This is a genomic window from Neisseria basseii (genome assembly GCF_962707005.1).
Classification (GTDB): Bacteria; Pseudomonadota; Gammaproteobacteria; order Burkholderiales; family Neisseriaceae; genus Neisseria; species Neisseria bergeri.
Window position 1 is genome coordinate 40,844 of record NZ_CAUIXH010000011.1, and the last position, 21,175, is coordinate 62,018.

Below are 21,175 nucleotides of genomic sequence, written 5' to 3' on the forward strand. Positions count from 1 at the left end.
CAGATAAGATTACACTACACTACAAACAGAAAAGGAGTAAACATCATGTCCGCAGAAACATACGCACAAATCGGCTGGATAGGCTTAGGGCAAATGGGCCTGCCTATGGTAACGCGCCTTTTGGACGGCAATATCGAAGTCGGCATATACAACCGCTCGCCCGAGAAAACTGATTCCCTTGCCGCCAAAGGTGCAAAGGTCTATGGCAGTACCATCGAACTTGTCCGCGACTATCCCGTTATTTTCCTAATGGTATCCGACTATGCCGCCGTGTGCGACATCCTGAACGGAGTCCGCGACGGATTGTCCGGCAAAATCATCGTCAATATGAGCACCATCTCCCCGACCGAAAACATCGCCGTCAAAGCACTTGTCAAAGCCGCAGGCGGACAGTTTGCCGAAGCACCCGTTTCCGGATCGGTCGGGCCCGCCACCAACGGCACGCTGCTCATTCTGTTCGGCGGCAGCGAAGCCGTTTTAAACCCGCTGCAAAAAATATTTTCCCTCGTCGGCAAAAAAACCTTCCACTTCGGCGAAGTGGGCAAAGGCTCGGGCGCGAAACTCGTCTTGAACTCGCTCTTGGGCATTTTCGGCGAAGCGTACAGCGAAGCGATGCTGATGGCGCGGCAGTTCGGCATCGATACCGACGACATCGTCGAAGCCATCGGCGGCTCGGCAATGGACTCGCCCATGTTCCAAACCAAAAAATCCCTGTGGGCAAACCGCGAATTTCCGCCCGCCTTCGCCCTCAAACACGCTTCCAAAGACCTCAACCTCGCCATCAAAGAGCTTGAACAGGCAGGCAACACCCTGCCCGCCGTCGAAACCGTTGCTGCCAGCTACCGCAAAGCAGTCGAAGCCGGCTACGGCGAACAGGACGTTTCCGGCGTTTACCTGAAATTGGCAGAACGCTGATTGCCTTTTCCAAACACAATGCCGTCTGAAGCCCGAAAGCGTTTCAGACGGCATTTTTATTGCCCCACGCTTGAAATCAGTCCCGATTATGACTATAGTCCGCACAAATTTAGTCAATATCAAGACCAATTATGAACCAACTCGACCAACTTGGAACCCGTATCAACCTGATTTGCAATGTCTTCGACAAATGGATCGGGCAGCAGGATCTGAATTACAACCTCTTTGCCGTACTTTATACCCTGGCAACCGAAGGCAGCCGCACGCAAAAGCATATCGGCGAAGAGTGGAGTCTGCCCAAACAGACCGTTTCAGGCGTATGCAAAACCCTTGCCGGACAAGGGTTGATTGAATGGCAGGAAAGCGAACAGGACCGGCGCGAACGGTTGCTGTCGCTGACCGAAAAAGGCAAAGCCCATGCCGCACCTTTAACAGAAAGCGCGCAGGAATTCAGCGACAAAGTATTTACCACATTCGGCGACAAGTGCACAACCCGGCTGTTTGCCGATTTGGATGCACTGGCGGAAGTGATGGAAAAAACAATCTCAGAAAATAAAAAATAGGGGGACAAATATGTGGAAAATGTTGAAACACATAGCCCAAACCCACCGCAAGCGTCTGCTCGGCACATTTTCTCTGGTCGGACTGGAAAACCTTTTGATGCTGGTGTATCCAGTGTTTGGCGGTTGGGCAATTAATGCCGTAATTGCGGGGAAGGTGTGGCAAGCGTTGCTGTACGCTTTGGTTGTGCTTTTAATGTGGCTGGTCGGTGCGGCGCGGCGGATTGCCGATACGCGCACGTTTACGCGGATTTATACCGAAATCGCCGTGCCGGTCGTGTTGGAACAGCGGCAGCGGCAAGTCCCGCATTCAGCGGTAACTACGCGGGTTGCCCTGTCGCGTGAGTTTGTCAGCTTTTTTGAAGAACACCTACCGATTGCCGCGACATCCGTCGTATCCATATTCGGCGCGTGCATCATGCTGCTGGTGCTGGAATTTTGGGTCGGCGTGTTGGCGGTATGCATACTTGCGTTGTTTTTATGGCTTTTGCCACGTTTTGCCACCATCAGCGAAAACCTGTATTTTCGCCTGAACAACAGCTTGGAACGCGACAACCACTTTATCCGAAAAGGCGACCGGCGGCAGCTGTACCGCCATTATGGACTGGTTGCGCGCCTGCGTGTGCTGATTTCCAACCGCGAAGCCTTCGGCTATCTCTGCGTCGGCGCGGCGATGGGTATTTTATTCGGCTTTGCTTTTGTGATGATGACGCTCAAAGGCTACGGCAGCGCGGGGCATATTTATTCGGTCAGCACTTATCTGTGGATGTTTGCCATGAGTTTGGACGACGTGCCGCGATTGGTCGAACAATATTCCAATTTGAAAGACATCGGACAACGGATAGAGTGGTCGGAACGGAACATCAAAGCCGGAACTTGAAAAATGCCGTCTGAACACGCTTCAGACGGCATTTCCATCCGTTCGGCAAACTACATCACATCCGCCCGCCGGTTGACAAGTTTGGCAAACAACTTTTCAACAGAAGCTTCCGCCTGCAAACCAATGCGCTGGATCAGACTTTGCTTCTCCTGATATTTCACTTCGATAACCTGTTTGTTTTCAAACGCTTTCAACAACAAATCATCACTGGTCGAAATCTCGTCAATCAAGTTCAACGCCAACGCCTGCCGGCCGAACCAATGCTCGCCCGTCGCTATTTTTTCAATATCCAACCCGGGGCGGTTCTCGCTGACAAACTGCTTGAACAACTGATGCGTTTCCTCCAGTTCCTGCCGGAATTTCTGTTTGCCCTTTTCCGTATTTTCACCCATAAAAGTAACCGTGCGCTTAAATTCGCCCGCCGTCATCACATCCACATCGATATCATGTTTTTTCAACAGGCGGTGGATATTCGGCACTTCCGCCACCACACCCACCGAACCGACAATCGCAAACGGAGCGGAAACAATTTTATCCGCCACACACGCCATCATATAGCCGCCGCTCGCCGCCACCTTATCGACGGCGACGGTCAGAGGAATATTGTGTTCGCGCAAACGCCTAAGCTGCGAAGCCGCCAAACCGTAACCGTGAACGACACCGCCCGGACTTTCCAATCTGAGCAGAACCTCATCTTCAGGCTTGGCAATCAAAAGCACCGCCGTAATCTCATGACGCAAGGATTCTACGGCGTGTGCATACAAATCGCCGTCAAAATCCAACACAAAAAGGCGGGATTTTTGCGTTTCGGCAGATTTCTCCCCACCCTCCTTCAAACGCTTTTTCTCTGCTTTGGCTTCCGCCTTTTCCTTTTTCTTTTCTTCTTTTTCCTGATGTTTTGCCTCTTCCTCGCTTAAAAAGAATGCTTCAAACGATTGCCGCTGTTTTTTATAATTTTCCGAAAAATCCGTCAGTACGACACTACCGCTTTCCGACTGTTTCTTACTCTGTACGATAGCCAACACAATCAGCGCAATTGCGCCGAACACGGTAAGCAGTTCGAGCAGGAAAATACCGTAATTCAGTAAAATTTCTTTCCACATTGATTGGATTTCCTCTTGTTCAGGCATGAACATATCAATATTGTCCATCCCCGTCCGACAGATAAAAAAATAACCGCTTGGAGCGGTATTGTTATTTTCAGCTTGGTGCCCGGAGCCGGAATCGAACCGGCACGGGATGTTTAGTCCCGACGGATTTTAAGTCCGTTGTGTCTACCTATTTCACCACCCGGGCATTTGTGAAAGGTGGAGGCGGGGGCGCGGATTTTAACCGGCCTATATGAAGATTGCACTCCTCATAGCATAAACACTCTGCCACCCCGCCATAGTACGATAATGGAGGCGAGAGTCGGAATCGAACCGGCGTAGACGGATTTGCAATCCGCTGCATAACCACTTTGCTATCTCGCCTAAAACTGGCTTATCTAAAAACTTGGAGCGGGAAACGAGTCTCGAACTCGCGACCTCAACCTTGGCAAGGTTGCGCTCTACCAACTGAGCTATTCCCGCGCGTTCAAACATATCGGTTTTTGGAGCGGGAAACGAGTCTCGAACTCGCGACCTCAACCTTGGCAAGGTTGCGCTCTACCAACTGAGCTATTCCCGCGTTGATACGTTTGAAATAAAACTTGGAGCGGGAAACGAGTCTCGAACTCGCGACCTCAACCTTGGCAAGGTTGCGCTCTACCAACTGAGCTATTCCCGCAATGATTACGGAAGAATGAAATTTTTGGAGCGGGAAACGAGTCTCGAACTCGCGACCTCAACCTTGGCAAGGTTGCGCTCTACCAACTGAGCTATTCCCGCCCTATATCATTCTCCGACATCGAAGAAGACGCAATTATTATGGATTATATTTTTACCGTCAAGCTATTTTTATGTTTTTTTCAGGCAATTTCTTTCCACGCCATTTTCAGGTAATACAGCATCGACCAAACCGTCAGCAAAGATGCGATAAACATCAATATGTTGCCGATAACAACAAGATTAAATCCGTGAAAATCGGGAATATTCAGCAGCAAAAAGAAAATCGCCAGCATTTGCGCGGCGGTTTTGAACTTGCCGATGGTGGCGACGGCAACGCTGCTCCTTTTTCCCATTTGCGCCATCCATTCGCGCAATGCGGAAATGGTAATTTCCCTGCCGATGATAATCATCGCGAACAAGACATAGGTCCGATCGAGTTTGACCAGCAGCAGCAACGAAACGGCAACCATCAGTTTGTCGGCGACGGGGTCGAGGAATGCGCCGAAATCCGAGGTCTGTTTCCACAACCTTGCCAAAAATCCGTCAAACCAGTCGGTCAAGGCGGCAACGGCAAAAATGACGGCGGCGGCAACATTAACTGCCTCTTCCGAAAACCATGAGAACGGCAGGTAGAAAAGGACAATCAGTACGGGAATGAGCAAGACCCTCAACCATGTGAGGAAGATGGGGAGATTCCAAGGCATCGGTTTTCTCTGTGCGGACTGTAAAATTATGATTATAACGGTTATCCTCATAACCCAAAACGTAAAATTGCCGCATAGGCATTCCCCCGCCCCGCCAATCTGTTTTCACATTCTTTTCAAACGCAGGAAAATGGCGGGCAATAAAAGCAAAATACCCAGTTTCAGGCTGAAAACGGCAGGTTGTGCCAACACTTCGACAAGGCGGTCTTCCGTGCGGGCAAAATCTTTATTGCTATAGACACTGCCACTGTTGCGGTATTCCAACAGAACGCCGTTTAAAAAACCTTTTCCGACGGTGTCGCTTAAAACAATCTTAACCTGCCGTGCCCTGATGACTCTGCCGATATTGCCGCCTGTGCACAAATCGTCGAACCCGTAGCAGGAAAGCCGGTACTGCCGCCCGTCCGCCTCCAGTTTGATTGCCCGTCCGCTGCGGTTGGGTGCGGTAACGGTCAAATCCGCATATTCGAATATTTTTTCTTGTTCGTGAAATGCCGTCCGGTAAGGTGCAATAAAAACGGCGGACAACAGCAGGCAGCTTATGGCGGCAAACAATGCCAAGCGGTGATATTTCATACTTGTTCCCTGTTTCTCAAATGCCGTCTGAAAAAACGGCTGCATATGTTGTCTGCAAAATATCGGGAAGCATATCAGACAAAATGCCGTCTGAAATATTTTCAGACGGCATTTCAATCCGAAACGGATTATTTTTGTGTTTCAACCGCTTCCAATGCACGCAGGGCATAAGTGTAAGCGGCACCCGCATTCAGGGCGATGGCGGTTGCCAATGCGCCGGCGATTTCGCTTTCGGTCGCACCGGCTTTGGCTGCGGCGGCGGCATGAACGCTGATGCAGCTTTCGCAACGGGTGGTAATGGCAACGGCGATGGCAATCAGCTCGCGCGTTTTGGCATCGAGTGCTTCGGCAGCGGCGGCCTGTTCCAGTGCGCCGTAGGCTTGCAGCATTTTCGGATGGGATTTGCCCAGCTCGCCGAATGATTTTTTAACCAGTGCGGTATGTTCTTTCCAATCTTTAAACATTTTCTTTTCCTTTATCTTACATTTAACCCTGATACGCGCTTGCGTATCTGTTTTCGATGTGCGTATTATCGCAATTATTCAGTTGTGTTTCTCGTTTAATCATCTCATTTTATGGTTCAAAAAGATTTATGGACATTCTGGACAAACTGGTAGAACTTGCCCAATTGACGGGCAGTGTCGATGTGCAGTGCCTTTTGGGCGGACAATGGTCGGTACGGCATGAAACCTTGCAACGCGAAGGACTGGTGCATATTGTTACGGCGGGCAGCGGCTACATCTGCATAGACGGCGAAACTTCCCCGCGTCCGGTCGGCACGGGCGATATTGTATTTTTCCCGCGCGGCTTGGGTCATGTGTTGAGCCACGACGGAAAATACGGAGAAAGTTTACAACCGGATATACGACAAAACGGCGCGTTCACGGTCAAACAGTGCGGCAACGGGCTGGATATGAGCCTGTTTTGCGCCCGTTTCCGCTACGACACCCACGCCGATTTGATGAACGGCCTGCCTGAAACCGTTTTTCTGAACATTGCCCATCCGAGTTTGCAGTATGTGGTTTCAATGCTGCAACTGGAAAGCGAAAAACCTTTGACGGGGACGGTTTCCGTGGTCAACGCATTGTCGTCCGTCCTGCTGGTACTTATCCTGCGCGCCTATCTCGAACAGGATAATGATGTCGAACTCTCGGGCGTATTGAAAGGTTGGCAGGACAAACGTTTGGGACATTTAATCCAAAAGGTGATAGACAAACCGGAAGACGAATGGAATGTCGACAAAATGGTGGTGGCCGCCAATATGTCGCGTGCGCAACTGATGCGCCGTTTCAAAAGCCAAGTCGGACTCAGCCCGCACGCCTTTGTGAACCATATCCGCCTGCAAAAAGGCGCGTTGCTGCTGAAGAAAACCCCGGATTCGGTTTTGTCGGTCGCACTGTCGGTAGGCTTTCAGTCGGAAACACACTTTGGCAAAGCATTCAAACGGCAATATCACGTTTCGCCGGGTCAATACCGGAAAGAAGGCGGGCAACAATAAAATATCTGAACCTTGAAACACAAATGCCGTCTGAAAATACTTTCAGACGGCATTTGCGTACCGTATCATTTTAACGGCTGCATCTTCATCACTTCCAAGAGGAAATTGGTAAATGCGGGATTATTGGGTTTGGCATCCATATTTTTCCAACGCTGCTGCCAGCCGCGCAAGGCATTCTGGATATACAGCTTGGACTGTTCCGTATTGATTTCGCCGCGCTGGCTGTCTACCGCCGAACGCAGGTAGATTTCATACATACTGTCATCGACGGCATTGCGTCCGACCAGGCGTTTTCTGAAATTGTTCAGATATTGCGCGGCCTGAACCTTGGTCATTTTACCGATACTCACCTGATAGCTCAGGCGCGTCGCCTCATCACGGATTTTGGAAACATCCGTCCAATGCGAAGGCGCGAGATGGAAACCTTTTGCGGGTGCTTCCGTTTTGACGGTATTGACAGGATTCACGGGGATTTCCGTCAATGTGGGTACATAAACAGACTGACAGCCGGAAAGGACTGCCGCAATGGAAAGAGGGATAAGGTATTTTTTCATGCCCGCCATTATAATCAAGTTTGCCTTGAAAAAACAAATTGTTCGGCAAGAAAAATAAAATTTCGGCATCAGAAGCAGGCAAAAACACATTCCACAAGCCTTGCCGCAAGGTTTACAATCTGACCGTCCTTATCGCAACGACCGTTTATGGATATCGAAAAAAAAGACGTTTTGGGTTCCGGCTGGATGCTGGTGGCGGCGGCCTGCTTTACCATAATGAACCTGTTGATTAAAGATGCGGCGGCAAAATTTGCCCTCGGCAGCGGCGAATTGGTCTTTTGGCGTATGCTGTTTTCAACCGTTGCGCTCGGTTGTGCCGCCGTATTGCGGCGCGACACCTTCCGCACGCCCCATTGGAAAAACCACTTAAACCGCAGTATGGTCGGGACGGGGGCGATGCTGCTGCTGTTCTACGCGGTAACGCATCTGCCTTTGGCAACCGGCGTAACCCTAAGCTACACCTCGTCGATTTTTTTGGCGGTATTTTCCTTCCTGATTTTGAAAGAACGGATTTCCGTTTACACGCAGGCGGTGCTGCTCCTTGGTTTTGCCGGCGTGGTATTGCTGCTTAATCCATCGTTCCGCAGCGGTCAGGAACTGGCGGCACTCGCCGGGCTGACGGGCGGCGCGATGTCCGGCTGGGCGTATTTGAAAGTGCGCGAACTGTCTTTGGCGGGCGAACCCGGCTGGCGCGTCGTGTTTTACCTTTCCGCAACCGGCGTGGCGATGTCTTCGGTTTGGGCGACGCTGACCGGCTGGCATATGCTGTCTTGGCAGTCGGCGGTTTATCTGTCGGGCATCGGCGTGTCCGCGCTGATTGCCCAACTGTCGATGACGCGCGCCTACAAAGTCGGCGACAAATTCACGGTTGCCTCGCTTTCCTATATGACCGTCGTCTTTTCCGCCCTGTCTGCCGCATTTTTTCTGGGCGAACAGCTTTTTTGGCAGGAAATACTCGGTATGTGCATCATCATCTTCAGCGGCATTTTGAGCAGCATCCGCCCCATTGCCTTCAAACAGCGGCTGCAAGCCCTGTTCCGCCAAAGATAAAAATGCCGTCCGAACATCCTTCAGACGGCATATCGGGCTTTATTTCCCCGCCTTCACATCCTGCCACTGGCGCACCATAAACTTCAATGCCGCCGGCCGGATGGGAATCATAATAAAGCTGTTTTTCAAATCTTCCCCGCTCGGGAAAATCGTATTGTCGTTTTTAAATTCGTCCTCCATCAAATCGCGCGCCGGCTTGCTCGAAGGCGCGTAGGTAACGAAATTGCCGTTTTTCGCCGACACTTCCGGGTCGAGGAAGTCGTTGATGTATTTGTGCGCGTTGGCGACGTTTTTCGCATCTTTCGGAATCACGAAAGAATCCACCCAAATCCCCACGCCCTCTTTCGGCATCATCACGCGGATTTTTTCCTTGCCGCCTGCTTCTTCGGCACGGCGTTTGGCAATGTTCAAATCGCCGCCGAAGCCAATCGTTACGCAGGTATCGCCGCGTGCCAAATCATCGATAAAGCCGGACGAGGTAAAACGCTTGATGTACGGACGGTTTTTCTTAAGCAAGGCAGTTGCCGCCTTAATATCCGCCGTTTCGCTGCTGTTTGGATTTTTACCCATGTAGTTCAACACCATAGGATAAATTTCCGCCGCGCTGTCTAAATAACTGATACCGCATTGTTTGAGTTTGGACGTGTATTCGGGGTTAAACACCAAATCCCACTGGTTGTCCGGCAGCTTGTCCGTACCCAAAGCCTTTTTCACGCGTTCGGTATTGATGGCGAAGGTATTTGTCCCCCAATAAAACGGCACGGCGTATTCGTGGCCGGGATCGACCCCGTCCATCAGCCTCATCATTTCGGGATTGAGGTGTTTATAATTGGGAATCAGCGACTTATCGATTTTCTGATACGCACCTGCCTTAATCTGCCTACCCACAAACGCATTGGACGGCGCGACAATGTCGTAACCAGATTTGCCTGTCAGCACCTTGCTTTCCAGCGTTTCATCGCTGTCGTACACATCATAAGTAACCTTGATGCCGTTTTTCTTTTCAAAATCGGCAACGGTTTCCGGATCGACGTATTCCGACCAGTTGTAAATTTTCAATACGTTTTGGTTTTCCGCCGGTGCCGGTTTTTCGGCAGGCGGTTTGTCCGAACCGCCGCACGCTGCAAGCAGCAAAGCAGTCAGGACGGCGAGTGGCAGATGTTTGGCCATTATCATTCCTTGCATATCGGGTTGGAGAAAGCGGCCATTATAGCCGATATTGGTAACAGGGCTTCAGACGGCATTCAAAATCCCGCAATGCCGTCTGAAAGCCGCCGTTTCCATAGCTAGAAACAGGGATTTGCGGTAAGATACCGCCGTTCGTTTTCCCTGCTTTTACCATGACAAGACATTTGAGAGACATTGAAAAAATTATGAAAACTTCCGAACTGCGCCAAAAATTCCTAAAATTTTTCGAAACCAAAGGCCACACCGTCGTCCGCTCCTCCAGCCTCGTGCCGCACGACGACCCGACCCTGCTGTTTACCAACGCGGGCATGAACCAGTTTAAAGACGTATTTTTAGGTTTCGACAAACGCCCGTACAGCCGTGCCACTACCGCGCAAAAATGCGTACGCGCAGGCGGCAAGCACAACGACTTGGAAAACGTCGGCTACACCGCCCGCCACCACACCTTCTTTGAAATGATGGGCAACTTCTCCTTCGGCGACTACTTCAAGCGCGACGCGATCCACTTCGCTTGGGAATTCCTGACTTCCCCTGAATGGTTGAACATCCCCAAAGACAAACTGTTGGCGACCGTTTACGCAGAAGACGACGAAGCCTACAACATCTGGTTAAACGAAATCGGTATGCCGTCCGAGCGCATCGTCCGCATCGGCGACAACAAAGGCGCGAAATACGCGTCTGACAACTTCTGGCAAATGGGCGACACCGGACCCTGCGGACCCTGCTCCGAAATTTTCTACGACCACGGCGAAGAAATCTGGGGCGGCATTCCGGGCAGTCCTGAAGAAGACGGCGACCGCTGGATTGAAATTTGGAACTGCGTATTTATGCAGTTCAACCGCGACGAACAAGGCAATATGAATCCGCTGCCTAAGCCTTCCGTCGATACCGGCATGGGTTTGGAACGCATGGCCGCCGTGATGCAGCACGTCCACAGCAACTACGAAATCGACTTGTTCCAAGACCTGCTCAAAGCCGTTGCCCGCGAAACCGGCGCAGCTTTCAGCATGGAAGAACCCAGCCTGAAAGTCATCGCCGACCACATCCGCTCCTGCTCCTTCCTGATTGCAGACGGCGTATTGCCTTCCAACGAAGGCCGCGGCTACGTATTGCGCCGCATTATCCGCCGCGCCGTGCGCCACGGTTACAAACTGGGTCAAAGCAAACCGTTCTTCCACAAACTCGTTGCCGATTTGGTCAAAGAGATGGGCAGTGCCTACCCTGAATTGAAAGAAAAACAGGCCCAAATCGAAGAAGCGTTGAAAAACGAAGAAAGCCGTTTTGCCCAAACTCTGGAAACTGGTATGGCTTTGTTGGAAAATGCACTGGCCAAAGGCGGCAAAACACTCGACGGCGAAATCATCTTCAAACTCTACGATACCTACGGTTTCCCATACGATTTGACCGCCGACATCTGCCGCGAACGCAATATCGAACTGGACGAAGCAGGCTTTGAGCGCGAAATGGAAGCCCAACGTGCACGCGCACGCGCCGCACAAAGCTTCAAAGCCAACGCCCAACTGCCTTACGACGGTCAAGACACCGAGTTTAAAGGTTATAGCGAACGCCAAACCGAATCCAAAGTCCTCGCCCTCTACAAAGACGGCGAACAAGTCAATGAATTGAACGAAGGCGACAGCGGCGCAGTCGTTATCGACTTTACCCCGTTCTATGCAGAATCCGGCGGCCAAGTCGGCGATGTCGGCTATATCTTCGCAGGCGAAAATCGCTTTGAAGTACGCGATACCCAAAAAATCAAAGCGGCCGTATTCGGACAATTCGGTGTACAAACCTCAGGCCGTCTGAAAGTCGGCGACAGCGTTACCGCCAAAGTGGACGACGAAATCCGCAATGCCAATATGCGCAACCACAGCGCGACCCACCTGATGCACAAAGCCCTGCGCGATGTATTGGGCGGACACGTCGAACAAAAAGGCTCTTTGGTTACCGCCGAATCCACCCGTTTCGACATTTCCCATCCCCAAGCGGTAACTGCCGAAGAAATCGCCGAAGTCGAACGCCGCGTCAACGAAGCCATTTTGGCGAACGTTGCCGTCAACGCCGCCATTATGAGCATGGAAGACGCCCAAAAAACCGGCGCCATGATGCTTTTCGGCGAAAAATACGGCGACGAAGTGCGCGTATTGCAAATGGGCGGTTTCTCTACCGAATTGTGCGGCGGTACACACGTTTCACGCACCGGCGACATCGGCCTCTTCAAAATCATCAGCGAAGGCGGTATTGCCGCAGGCGTACGCCGTATCGAAGCCATCACCGGCCTGAACGCACTCAAATGGGCGCAAGAGCAAGAACGTTTGGTGAAAGACATTATTGCCGAAACCAAAGCCCAAACCGAAAAAGACGTACTAGCAAAAATCCAAGCAGGCGCGGCACACGCCAAAGCATTGGAAAAAGAATTGGCACGCGCCAAAGCCGAACTTGCCGTCCACGCAGGCGCAAAACTCTTGGACGATGCAAAAGACCTGGGCGCAGCCAAACTCGTTGCCGCCCAAATCGAAGCCGACGCAGCCGCCCTGCGCGAAATCGTTACCGACTTAACCGGCAAATCAGAACAAGCCATCGTATTGCTCGCCGCAGTCAACGACGGCAAAGTTTCCCTGTGCGCAGGCGTATCCAAACCGTTGACTGGCAAAGTCAAAGCAGGCGATCTGGTTAAATTTGCAGCCGAACAAGTCGGCGGCAAAGGCGGCGGTCGTCCCGACTTGGCGCAAGCCGGCGGTACGGATGCCGGCAAATTGCCCGAAATGCTGGCAAGCGCGGAAGAATGGGTAAAAGCCAAACTGGCGTAATCCCTCTGCCGAAGCAAAATGCCGTCTGAACGCCCAAGCCTTCAGACGGCATTTTTTCCGCACGCAGTTGCGTAGGATGGGCTTCAACCCTCCGTTTCTTCATTTCCGATTATTAATTGGCGGACTGAAGCCCACCCTATGGTTACCGTCGGATTTCGGTTATGTTGGAATTTCGGGAAACTGATGAATCGTCATTCTCTCGCAGGCGGGAATCTAGGATGCGGGGCAGCGGCAATATTCAAAGGTTGTCTGAAAATTAAGAGGTTCTAGATTCCCGCCTTCGCGGGAATGACGGCGGAGGTTGCTGTTGTTTCGAATAAATTCCTACGGTTTCGGGTGTCCGGATTCCCGATTTCACAGAAATGACGGCGGAGAAGTTTCTGTTTTTCTGATAACTTACCGTAACTTAAAATCTCGTCATTCCCGCGCAGGCGGGAATCTAGGGCGTTCGGTTTCGGTACCGTCAAAAATGCCGTCTGAACGCCCAAGCCTTCAGACGGCATTTTTTATTTCAAACCCTTACAGGTAGAATTTTTCGATGACTCTCAGATTGTCATCCAATTTGTACACCAGCGGCTGACCGGTCGGGATTTCCAAGCCCATAATGTCTTCGTCGGAAATGCCCTCGATGTGTTTTGCCAGCGCGCGCAAGGAGTTGCCGTGCGCCGCTACCAAGACGCGTTTGCCGCTCAAAATCGCGGGGGCGATTTGGTCTTCCCAAAACGGCAATACGCGATTCAGCGTTACTTTCAGGTTTTCGCCGTCGGGTACGACATCGGCAGCCAGATGGGCATAGCGGCGGTCTTTGTGTGCGGAAAACGCGTCGTCTTTGTCCAAAAGCGGCGGCAGGGTGTCGTAGCTGCGCCGCCAGATGCGGACTTGCTCGTCGCCGTATTTTTCGGCGGTTTGTTTTTTGTCCAGACCTTGCAGCCGGCCGTAGTGGCGTTCGTTCAGCCGCCACGTTTTGATTTGCGGCACGAACAGTTGGTCGGATTCTTCCAAAACGATGTTGCAGGTCTTGATCGCGCGGGTCAGGACGGATGTGAAGGCGATGTCGAACTCATAGCCGTTTTCTTTCAGTTTTTTACCGGCGGCGGCGGCCTCGGCAAGCCCCTGCTCGCTCAGCTTCACGTCGCGCCAGCCTGTAAACAGGTTTTTCGCGTTCCATTCGCTTTGTCCGTGGCGGATAAATACCAGTTCCATATCGTCTCCAATGTGTGAAAGTGGGAAAACGGTATTTATAACATATTTTCACATTTCCCGTATTTGATTCAGATTCAGACACGCGCCCACTATGGTTTGCCGTTTTGATTTACAATAATGCCCTTTGTTTTACATTCCGCATACACAATGAACACGCAAGCGCACGCCCCACATACCGATTCCAATACGCTGATACTCGGTCAATACGCCGAACGCGCCTATCTCGAATACGCCATGAGCGTGGTCAAAGGCCGCGCGCTGCCTGAAGTTTCAGACGGCCAGAAGCCCGTGCAGCGGCGCATTTTGTTTGCCATGCACGATATGGGTTTGACGGCGGGGGCAAAGCCGGTGAAATCGGCGCGCGTGGTCGGCGAGATTTTGGGTAAATACCACCCGCACGGCGACAGTTCCGCCTATGAAGCGATGGTGCGCATGGCGCAGGATTTTACCTTGCGCTATCCCTTAATCGACGGCATCGGCAACTTCGGTTCGCGCGACGGCGATGGGGCGGCGGCGATGCGTTACACCGAAGCGCGGCTCACGCCGATTGCGGAATTGCTGTTGTCCGAAATCAATCAGGGGACGGTGGATTTCGTGCCGAACTACGACGGCGCGTTTGACGAACCGCTGCACCTGCCCGCCCGCCTGCCTATGGTGTTGCTCAACGGCGCGTCGGGCATCGCGGTGGGCATGGCGACCGAAATCCCATCACACAATTTAAACGAAGTGACGCAGGCGGCGATTGCGCTGTTGAAAAAGCCGACGCTGGAAACCGCCGACCTGATGCAATATATTCCCGCGCCCGATTTTGCCGGCGGCGGTCAAATCATCACGCCTGCGGACGAATTGTGCCGGATTTACGAAACCGGCAAAGGCAGCGTGCGCGTGCGTGCGCGTTACGAAATCGAGAAGCTGGCGCGCGGACAATGGCGCGTGATTGTGACCGAACTGCCGCCGAACGCCAATTCCGCCAAAATCCTTGCCGAAATCGAAGAGCAAACCAACCCGAAACCGAAAGCGGGCAAAAAGCAGCTCAACCAAGACCAGCTCAACACCAAAAAGCTGATGCTGGATTTAATCGACCGCGTGCGCGACGAGTCCGACGGCGAACATCCCGTGCGTCTGGTGTTCGAGCCGAAATCCAGCCGCATCGATACCGATACCTTCATCAACACGCTGATGGCGCAAACTTCGCTGGAAGGCAATGTGTCCATGAACTTGGTGATGATGGGGCTGGACAACCGTCCCGCGCAGAAAAACCTGAAAACGATTTTGCAGGAATGGCTGGATTTCCGCGTCGTGACCGTAACACGTCGTCTGAAATTCCGTTTGAACCAAGTGGAAAAACGGCTGCACATCCTTGAAGGCCGTCTGAAAGTCTTTCTGCACATCGACGAAGTGATTAAAGTCATCCGCGAATCGGACGACCCGAAAGCCGATTTGATGGCGGCGTTCGGGCTGACCGAAATCCAAGCGGAAGATATTTTGGAAATCCGCCTGCGCCAGTTGGCGCGTTTGGAAGGTTTCAAACTCGAAAAAGAATTGAACGAGTTGCGCGAGGAACAAGGCCGTCTGAATATCCTTTTGGGCGACGAAAACGAAAAACGCAAGCTGATTATCAAAGAGATGCAGGCGGACATGAAGCAGTTCGGCGACGCGCGCCGCACGCTGGTGGAAGAAGCCGGACGCGCTGTTCTGACGCAAACCACCGCCGATGAACCCATCACGCTGATTCTGTCGGAAAAAGGCTGGATACGCAGCCGTGCCGGACACAACCTCGATTTGAGCCAGACCGCGTTCAAAGAAGGCGACCGCCTCAAACAAACCCTTGAAGGCCGCACCGTTTTGCCCGTCGTCATTCTCGACTCATTGGGTAGAACCTACACGCTCGATGCCGCCGAAATCCCCGGCGGACGCGGCGACGGCGTACCGGTTTCATCCTTAATCGAGCTGCAAAACGGCGCCAAACCCGTCGCCATGCTCACCGGCCAGCCCGAACAGCACTACCTGCTCTCAGGCAGCGGCGGCTACGGCTTTATTACCAAGTTGGCCGATATGGTCGGACGCGTGAAAGCGGGCAAAGTGGTGATGACCGCAGACAGCGGCGAAACCGTCCTGCCGCCCGTTGCCGTCTATGCCTCCTCGTTCATCAACCCCGACTGCAAAATCATTGCCGCCACCAGTCAAAACCGCGCCCTCGCCTTCCCCATCGGCGAATTGAAAATTATGGCGAAAGGCAAAGGGCTGCAAATCATCGGATTAAACACCGGCGAATCGATGACGCATACCGCCGTTTCTTCCGAGCCGGAAATCCTGATTGAAAGCGAAGGCAGGCGCGGCGCGGCGCACAAAGACCGCATCCCCGTCACCCTGATTGAGGCAAAACGCGGCAAAAAAGGCAGACTATTGCCCATATCGGGCAGCCTGAAACAGCTTTCTTCCCCCAAATAAACCCGGTTCCGCACATATTATGGTGATTTCCAACCCCCGCGAACTTGAAAAACTCAAAGACCGGATTCCCAATCTGATCAACATCATCCGCGTCGCCATCGTTTTCCCGCTGATGATTATGCACATCCTCGGGCTGGAAACCGGCAGCCGTGCGAACCTGCACGCTTCGTGGACGGCGTGGGCGTTTTATGTTTGGCTCGCCATTGCCTGCTGGCTGATTTTCTTTTCCATCATCCATCCGCATTGGCAATGGCAGTCGCTGAAAATGCCGCGTTTCAGCGCGGTGGCGGACATCACGATGATCGGCGTGCTGACCTATCTGTTCGGCGGCATCGACTCCGGCTTCGGCATCCTGATCCTGCCCTTCGTCGTCTGCTCCTGCCTGCTCAGCTACGGGCGTTACCCCCTGCTCTATGCCAGCTACGCCGCCATCCTGCTGATATTCAACGCCATTGTCGACGGCGATATCGGCAAATACCCGCTCATATCGGATGCCCGAACCGCCTCGGCAACCTTCATCCTCGTCGCCGCCTCCTATCTTTCCGCCATCTTCACTTCCCTGTCGGTCAAATACATCGACAGCGCCGGCCAACTGGCCCGCGACAACCACCTCGCCTACCGGCGCATCAAAGGCTTGAGCCAAACCGTACTCGAACGCGTTCAGGAAGCCGTCATCGTCATCAATACCGAAGGGCTGGCGGTGCTGTTCAACCGGAAGGCGAAAGACCTTTTCCCCGCGCTCGAAATCGGACGGCGTGCCGGCCTGTCCGATTCTGCCGCCGAACTGTGGAATCAAGCCTCTCCGCACAATTTCGAATACGTCCTCGGCACACCCGGCCTGAACGCCGGCATCCGCGCCGTTCCGGTCAACAAAGGGCCGGACAAGCTGCTCATCCTCTACATCCGCCCGCAAAGCGAAATTCAGGCGGAAGCCCTGTCCGTCAAACTTGCCGCGCTCGGACAACTGACCGCCAACCTCGCCCACGAAATCCGCAACCCGATGTCCGCCATCCGCCACGCCAACGACCTGCTGCGCGAAAATATGGAAGCGGGGGCGGCAGATCCGTTCAACGCCAAATTGTGCAAAATCATCGACGGCAACGTCTGCCGCATCGACAAAATGCTCGAAGACATTTCCTCGCTCAACAAGCGCAACAAAACCGAACGCGAAACCATCGGCCTGATACCGTTTTGGGAAGAATTCAAACAAGAGTTCCTGCTCGGCCATCCCGATGCCGCCGGCTGCATCCGTCCGGATATTCAGGGCGGTAGCCCGACCGCCTATTTCGATCCCGCCCACCTGCGGCAAATTATGTGGAACCTCGCCAACAACGCGTGGCGGCACAGCCGCAAACAGCCCTGCTCGATTTCCGTCACCATCCGCCCCGCGCAAAAAAACACCGTCTGCATCCTTTTTGCCGACGACGGCGGCGGCGTGCCGCCCGAAGTGCAGGAACACCTGTTCGAACCCTTTTACACCACGGCGGAAAACGGCACCGGCCTCGGGCTGTATGTCGCCCGCGAACTGGCTCACGCCAACTTCGGCGATTTGACCTACCTGCCCGAAGCCAAATGCTTCGAACTCACATTACCGAAAAAAAACAATGACTGAACTGCAACATCCCATCCTCGTCGTCGATGACGAAACCGATATTCTCGACCTAATGGAAATGACCCTGATGAAAATGGGGTTGCGCGTCCATACCGCGTCAGGCGTTACCGAAGCCAAAAACAAGCTCGACAGCCAACGCTATTCGCTCGTCCTGACCGATATGCGTATGCCGGACGGCTCCGGGCTGGAAGTCGTCCAACACATCAACAGCCGCCTGCTCGATACGCCGGTTGCCGTCATCACCGCCTTCGGCAATGCCGATCAGGCACAGGAAGCCCTGCGTTGCGGGGCGTTCGACTACATCCAAAAACCCATCACCCTCGCCCGGCTGCGTTCCCTCGTCAAATCGGCAATTTCCGTTTCCGAAAACCAAAACAAGATTCCCGAACCGCCCGTTCAGACGGCATCCCCCGTTTCTTCCCCCATGCCGTCTGAAGCCCCGAAACCTGCAAACGCGATACCGACGGCACCGCCCGTTTCCGCCGCCCTTCCCTATGCGGAACCCGATATGCCCCGCCTGCTCGGTAGCTCTCCGCAGATGGTTGAAGTCCGCCACCTCATCCGCCGCCTCGCGCCCGGCAAAGTACCCGTCTATATTTCCGGCGAATCCGGTACAGGTAAAGAACAAGCGGCGCGCACCATACACGAACTGTCCGACCGCGCGGACAAACCCTTTGTCGCCGTCAACTGCGGCGCGATTCCCGAAAACCTGATGGAAAGCGAATTTTTCGGCTACCGCAAAGGCAGCTTTACCGGTGCCGACAAAGACCATGCCGGTTTCTTCCGCCATGCCGACGGCGGGACGCTCTTCCTCGACGAAGTGGCCGACCTGCCCCTTTCCATGCAGGTCAAACTCTTGCGCGCAATTCAAGAAAAAGCCGTGCGCCGTATCGGCGACGCGACCGAGCAGCCCGTCGATGTCCGCATCGTCTGCGCCACCCACAAAAACCTCGAAGCCCTTGTCGAAAGCGGCGCATTCCGCCAAGACCTGTATTACCGACTCAATGTCGTCAGCCTCAATATGCCGTCCCTGCGTGAAATGCGCGAAGACTTGAAGCTGCTCATCCCCTACCTCCTGTACAAACACAGCCACAACAACCGGCCTTACACACTCTCCCCCGCCGCGCAACAGATGCTCCTGAATTACAGTTATCCGGGCAATTTCCGCGAACTCGAAAACATCCTCGAACGCGCCGTCGCCCTGTGCGTCGGACATACCGTGCAAATCGACGACCTGCAAATCCAAGATGTGCGCCACAAACCCGTCCGGACGGAAACCGCCGTCCCTGTCGCCGGTACCTTGCCGTCTGAAACAGCCGCCGCACCGTCCCGCCTTCTCCCGTTCGACCCCGATACCATGCAGATACAGGACTATCTCGACCAAATCGAACGCGACATCATCGAACAAGTCCTCAAACAAACCAAAGGCAACCGCACGCAGGCCGCCAAACTTTTGGGCATCAGCTTCCGTTCCATGCGCTACCGTATGGAACGCCTCAACATAGACTGACGGCAAAACAGCATCCGCACCATCTCCGCCCACCCGAAAAAATGCCGTCTGAAACGGCACGGGAAAGCGGGTTTGCCCCACGTCGGAACGGACACAAAACACTATGACCGACATCCTTATTGACAACACCGCCACCGAAACCGTCCGCGCCCTGATACGGGCATTCCCCCTTGTGCCCGTTTCCCAACCGCCCGAACAAGGCAGCTACCTGCTCGCCGGACACGATACCGTCAGCCTCAGGCTTATCGGGGAAAAGGGCGGCGTTACCGTCGATTTTGCCTCCGGCGCGGCACAATACCGGCGCACAAAAGGCGGAGGCGAACTCATCGCCAAAGCCGTCAACCATACCGCGCACCCCACCGTTTGGGACGCGACCGCAGGATTGGGGCGCGACAGCTTCGTCCTCGCCTCGCTCGGGCTGGCCGTTACCGCCTTCGAGCAACATCCCGCCGTCGCCTGCCTGCTTTCAGACGGCATCCGCCGTGCCCTCCTCAATCCCGAAACACAAGACACCGCCGCGCGCATCAACCTCCATTTCGGCAACGCCGCCGAACAAATGCCCGCACTTGTTCAAACACAAGGCAAACCCGACATCGTCTATCTCGACCCCATGTATCCCGAACGCCGCAAAAGTGCCGCCGTCAAAAAAGAAATGGCCTACTTCCACCGGCTTGTCGGCGAGGCGCAAGATGAGGCCGTCCTCCTCCATACCGCCCGACAGACTGCAAAAAAACGCGTCGTCGTCAAACGCCCGCGCCTCGGCGAACACCTTGCCGGACAAGCCCCCGCCTACCAATACACCGGCAAAAGCACCCGCTTCGACGTTTACCTGCCCTACGGAGCGGACAAGGGATAACGCCCATAAAACAAGACACCGAAAAATTTGCCGTTCTTATGCAAACGAGAAACCGGTTTTTGCGTTTCGACTGTTTTGGATAAGTCATCACACCTTAAAGTTTGTCATTCCCACGGAAGTGGGAATCCGATTCGTTCAGTTTTAGTTGTTTTCGAGTTTTAGGCAACTTCCAAACCGTCATTCCCGTGAAAACGGGAATCTAGAACTTCTGATTTTTCAGACGACTTTTGAACATTGCCGCTACCCAATGATCTGGATTTCCGCCTGCGCGGGAATGACGGGGTTTCAGGTTGCTGTTTTTAAGTTGCTGTTTCGGGTTGCTGTTTTTTATGGAAATGACGAGGTTTTAGATTGCGGAAATTTATCCGCTCCTCCGTCATTCCCGCGAAAGTGGGAATCTAGAAATGAAAAGCAACAGGAATTTATCGTAAATGACCGAAACCGAACGGACTAGATTCCCGCCTGCGCGGGAATGACGATGTAAAATTATCCGGGATTCAAAAAGACAGGCTTTCGCATCCGTGGGAATGACTGCGGAAAGATGATTTTTATAGTGGATTAAATTTAAATCAGGACAAGGCGACGAAGCCGCAGACAGTACAAATAGTACGGCAAGGCGAGGCAACGCCGTACTGGTTTTTGTTAATCCACTATATTTTGTCATAAAAATCCGCACCTTAATCAGTTAGCGGTTAAATCAAACTTTTAGGGTGCAGATTACTTTTTATGATGTCAGACGGCATTTCGACAGATGGCAAACCTATTTCGGTAATACCAAAAACTTAATCAATAACTCTTTGAACACAAAACCGAACACGCCCAAGCCCAAGACCAAAAACAAAATGGCGATGCCGAATTTGCCCGCTTTAGACTCCTTGCCCAAATTCCAAACGATAAAACCTAAAAAAATAATCAAGCCGGTCAGGCAGATTTTCAACGCCCAATCGGCAAAAACCGCTTCATCCATATTTTTTCCTATTGTTGATGTGTATGCCATACG

General features: G+C 53.1%; 18 protein-coding genes, 6 tRNA genes and 1 pseudogene. 11 read left to right on the forward strand and 14 right to left on the reverse strand.

What is annotated here, in order from left to right:
- The first annotated feature begins 45 nt into the window (after positions 1 to 45).
- The 3 genes from Q9I99_RS07020 (at position 46) to Q9I99_RS07030 (ending at position 2,355) form a co-directional block, all read left to right on the forward strand.
- On the forward strand, positions 46 to 915 hold the full coding sequence (locus tag Q9I99_RS07020; RefSeq protein WP_301668519.1) for an NAD(P)-dependent oxidoreductase: 870 nt from the start codon (positions 46 to 48) through the stop codon (positions 913 to 915).
- 131 nt (positions 916 to 1,046) lie between these two features.
- The gene (locus tag Q9I99_RS07025) at positions 1,047 to 1,478 is read left to right on the forward strand and encodes a MarR family winged helix-turn-helix transcriptional regulator (protein ID WP_301668517.1); all 432 of its coding nucleotides are present in this window, start codon (positions 1,047 to 1,049) and stop codon (positions 1,476 to 1,478) included.
- A 10-nt stretch (positions 1,479 to 1,488) separates the two neighbouring features.
- A complete protein-coding gene (locus Q9I99_RS07030) occupies positions 1,489 to 2,355 on the forward strand; it encodes an ABC transporter six-transmembrane domain-containing protein (protein ID WP_301668515.1) in 867 nt (288 codons plus the stop codon).
- A gap of 50 nt (positions 2,356 to 2,405) precedes the next feature.
- Here Q9I99_RS07030 and sohB read toward each other — a convergent pair whose 3' ends face one another.
- The 10 genes from sohB to Q9I99_RS07080 all read right to left on the reverse strand — a co-directional run bounded on the left by sohB (position 2,406) and on the right by Q9I99_RS07080 (position 5,907).
- Complete coding sequence (gene sohB / locus Q9I99_RS07035; protein ID WP_301668514.1) at positions 2,406 to 3,458, reverse strand: protease SohB; 1,053 nt, start codon at positions 3,456 to 3,458, stop codon at positions 2,406 to 2,408.
- 103 nt (positions 3,459 to 3,561) lie between these two features.
- Positions 3,562 to 3,651 (reverse strand) — tRNA-Leu (locus Q9I99_RS07040).
- Between the two features lie 102 nt (positions 3,652 to 3,753).
- Positions 3,754 to 3,827: transfer RNA gene (locus Q9I99_RS07045), tRNA-Cys, on the reverse strand.
- A gap of 23 nt (positions 3,828 to 3,850) precedes the next feature.
- A tRNA-Gly gene (locus tag Q9I99_RS07050) sits at positions 3,851 to 3,926 on the reverse strand.
- Positions 3,927 to 3,947: 21 nt separating this feature from the next.
- Positions 3,948 to 4,023 (reverse strand) — tRNA-Gly (locus Q9I99_RS07055).
- A 23-nt stretch (positions 4,024 to 4,046) separates the two neighbouring features.
- Positions 4,047 to 4,122, reverse strand: a tRNA-Gly gene (locus tag Q9I99_RS07060).
- Between the two features lie 25 nt (positions 4,123 to 4,147).
- Positions 4,148 to 4,223: transfer RNA gene (locus tag Q9I99_RS07065), tRNA-Gly, on the reverse strand.
- A gap of 80 nt (positions 4,224 to 4,303) precedes the next feature.
- On the reverse strand, positions 4,304 to 4,867 hold the full coding sequence (gene pgsA, locus Q9I99_RS07070; RefSeq protein WP_301668513.1) for a CDP-diacylglycerol--glycerol-3-phosphate 3-phosphatidyltransferase: 564 nt from the start codon (positions 4,865 to 4,867) through the stop codon (positions 4,304 to 4,306).
- Between the two features lie 105 nt (positions 4,868 to 4,972).
- Entirely contained in the window at positions 4,973 to 5,443 is a 471-nt protein-coding gene (locus Q9I99_RS07075; protein ID WP_301668512.1) for a hypothetical protein, read from the reverse strand.
- Positions 5,444 to 5,571: 128 nt separating this feature from the next.
- The gene (locus tag Q9I99_RS07080) at positions 5,572 to 5,907 is read right to left on the reverse strand and encodes a carboxymuconolactone decarboxylase family protein (RefSeq protein WP_118811801.1); all 336 of its coding nucleotides are present in this window, start codon (positions 5,905 to 5,907) and stop codon (positions 5,572 to 5,574) included.
- A 128-nt stretch (positions 5,908 to 6,035) separates the two neighbouring features.
- Between Q9I99_RS07080 and mtrA the strand changes: the two genes are divergently transcribed.
- Positions 6,036 to 6,941, forward strand: coding sequence for an efflux transporter MtrCDE transcriptional activator MtrA (mtrA, locus tag Q9I99_RS07085; RefSeq protein WP_301668511.1), 906 nt, complete (start codon positions 6,036 to 6,038; stop codon positions 6,939 to 6,941).
- Between the two features lie 65 nt (positions 6,942 to 7,006).
- Here the strand turns inward: mtrA and Q9I99_RS07090 are convergent, their stop codons facing one another.
- Positions 7,007 to 7,495 (reverse strand): membrane lipoprotein lipid attachment site-containing protein, encoded by a 489-nt coding sequence (locus Q9I99_RS07090; RefSeq protein WP_372338044.1) that lies wholly within the window; start codon positions 7,493 to 7,495, stop codon positions 7,007 to 7,009.
- Between the two features lie 147 nt (positions 7,496 to 7,642).
- On the opposite strand from Q9I99_RS07090, the gene Q9I99_RS07095 reads away from it, so the two are divergent.
- Positions 7,643 to 8,545, forward strand: a complete 903-nt coding sequence (locus Q9I99_RS07095; protein ID WP_301668508.1) for a DMT family transporter — start codon at positions 7,643 to 7,645, stop codon at positions 8,543 to 8,545.
- 39 nt (positions 8,546 to 8,584) lie between these two features.
- Here Q9I99_RS07095 and Q9I99_RS07100 read toward each other — a convergent pair whose 3' ends face one another.
- A complete protein-coding gene (locus Q9I99_RS07100) occupies positions 8,585 to 9,715 on the reverse strand; it encodes a polyamine ABC transporter substrate-binding protein (RefSeq protein WP_301668507.1) in 1,131 nt (376 codons plus the stop codon).
- 203 nt (positions 9,716 to 9,918) lie between these two features.
- On the opposite strand from Q9I99_RS07100, the gene alaS reads away from it, so the two are divergent.
- Positions 9,919 to 12,543 carry an alanine--tRNA ligase gene (alaS, locus tag Q9I99_RS07105; RefSeq protein WP_301668506.1) on the forward strand — a complete coding sequence of 875 codons (2,625 nt, stop codon included), beginning with the start codon at positions 9,919 to 9,921 and terminating at the stop codon, positions 12,541 to 12,543.
- A gap of 519 nt (positions 12,544 to 13,062) precedes the next feature.
- On the opposite strand, the gene Q9I99_RS07110 is transcribed toward alaS, so the two are convergent.
- Positions 13,063 to 13,746, reverse strand: coding sequence for a 2,3-diphosphoglycerate-dependent phosphoglycerate mutase (locus tag Q9I99_RS07110; RefSeq protein WP_301668505.1), 684 nt, complete (start codon positions 13,744 to 13,746; stop codon positions 13,063 to 13,065).
- A 147-nt stretch (positions 13,747 to 13,893) separates the two neighbouring features.
- Between Q9I99_RS07110 and parC the strand changes: the two genes are divergently transcribed.
- The 5 genes and pseudogenes from parC to Q9I99_RS07135 all read left to right on the forward strand — a co-directional run.
- The gene (gene parC, locus Q9I99_RS07115) at positions 13,894 to 16,197 is read left to right on the forward strand and encodes a DNA topoisomerase IV subunit A (protein WP_301668504.1); all 2,304 of its coding nucleotides are present in this window, start codon (positions 13,894 to 13,896) and stop codon (positions 16,195 to 16,197) included.
- Positions 16,198 to 16,216: 19 nt separating this feature from the next.
- Complete coding sequence (locus Q9I99_RS07120; protein WP_301668503.1) at positions 16,217 to 17,809, forward strand: ATP-binding protein; 1,593 nt, start codon at positions 16,217 to 16,219, stop codon at positions 17,807 to 17,809.
- A complete protein-coding gene (locus Q9I99_RS07125) occupies positions 17,802 to 19,319 on the forward strand; it encodes a sigma-54-dependent transcriptional regulator (protein WP_301668502.1) in 1,518 nt (505 codons plus the stop codon). The genes Q9I99_RS07120 and Q9I99_RS07125 overlap by 8 nt, the downstream gene beginning before the upstream one ends.
- Positions 19,320 to 19,422: 103 nt before the next feature.
- Positions 19,423 to 20,175, forward strand: coding sequence for a class I SAM-dependent methyltransferase (locus tag Q9I99_RS07130; RefSeq protein ID WP_301668501.1), 753 nt, complete (start codon positions 19,423 to 19,425; stop codon positions 20,173 to 20,175).
- A gap of 549 nt (positions 20,176 to 20,724) precedes the next feature.
- Positions 20,725 to 20,837: pseudogene (locus Q9I99_RS07135) on the forward strand (IS5/IS1182 family transposase); the annotation flags it as partial.
- Between the two features lie 98 nt (positions 20,838 to 20,935).
- Here the strand turns inward: Q9I99_RS07135 and Q9I99_RS07140 are convergent.
- Complete coding sequence (locus Q9I99_RS07140; protein ID WP_002212781.1) at positions 20,936 to 21,142, reverse strand: DUF2788 domain-containing protein; 207 nt, start codon at positions 21,140 to 21,142, stop codon at positions 20,936 to 20,938.
- Positions 21,143 to 21,175 lie beyond the last annotated feature (33 nt).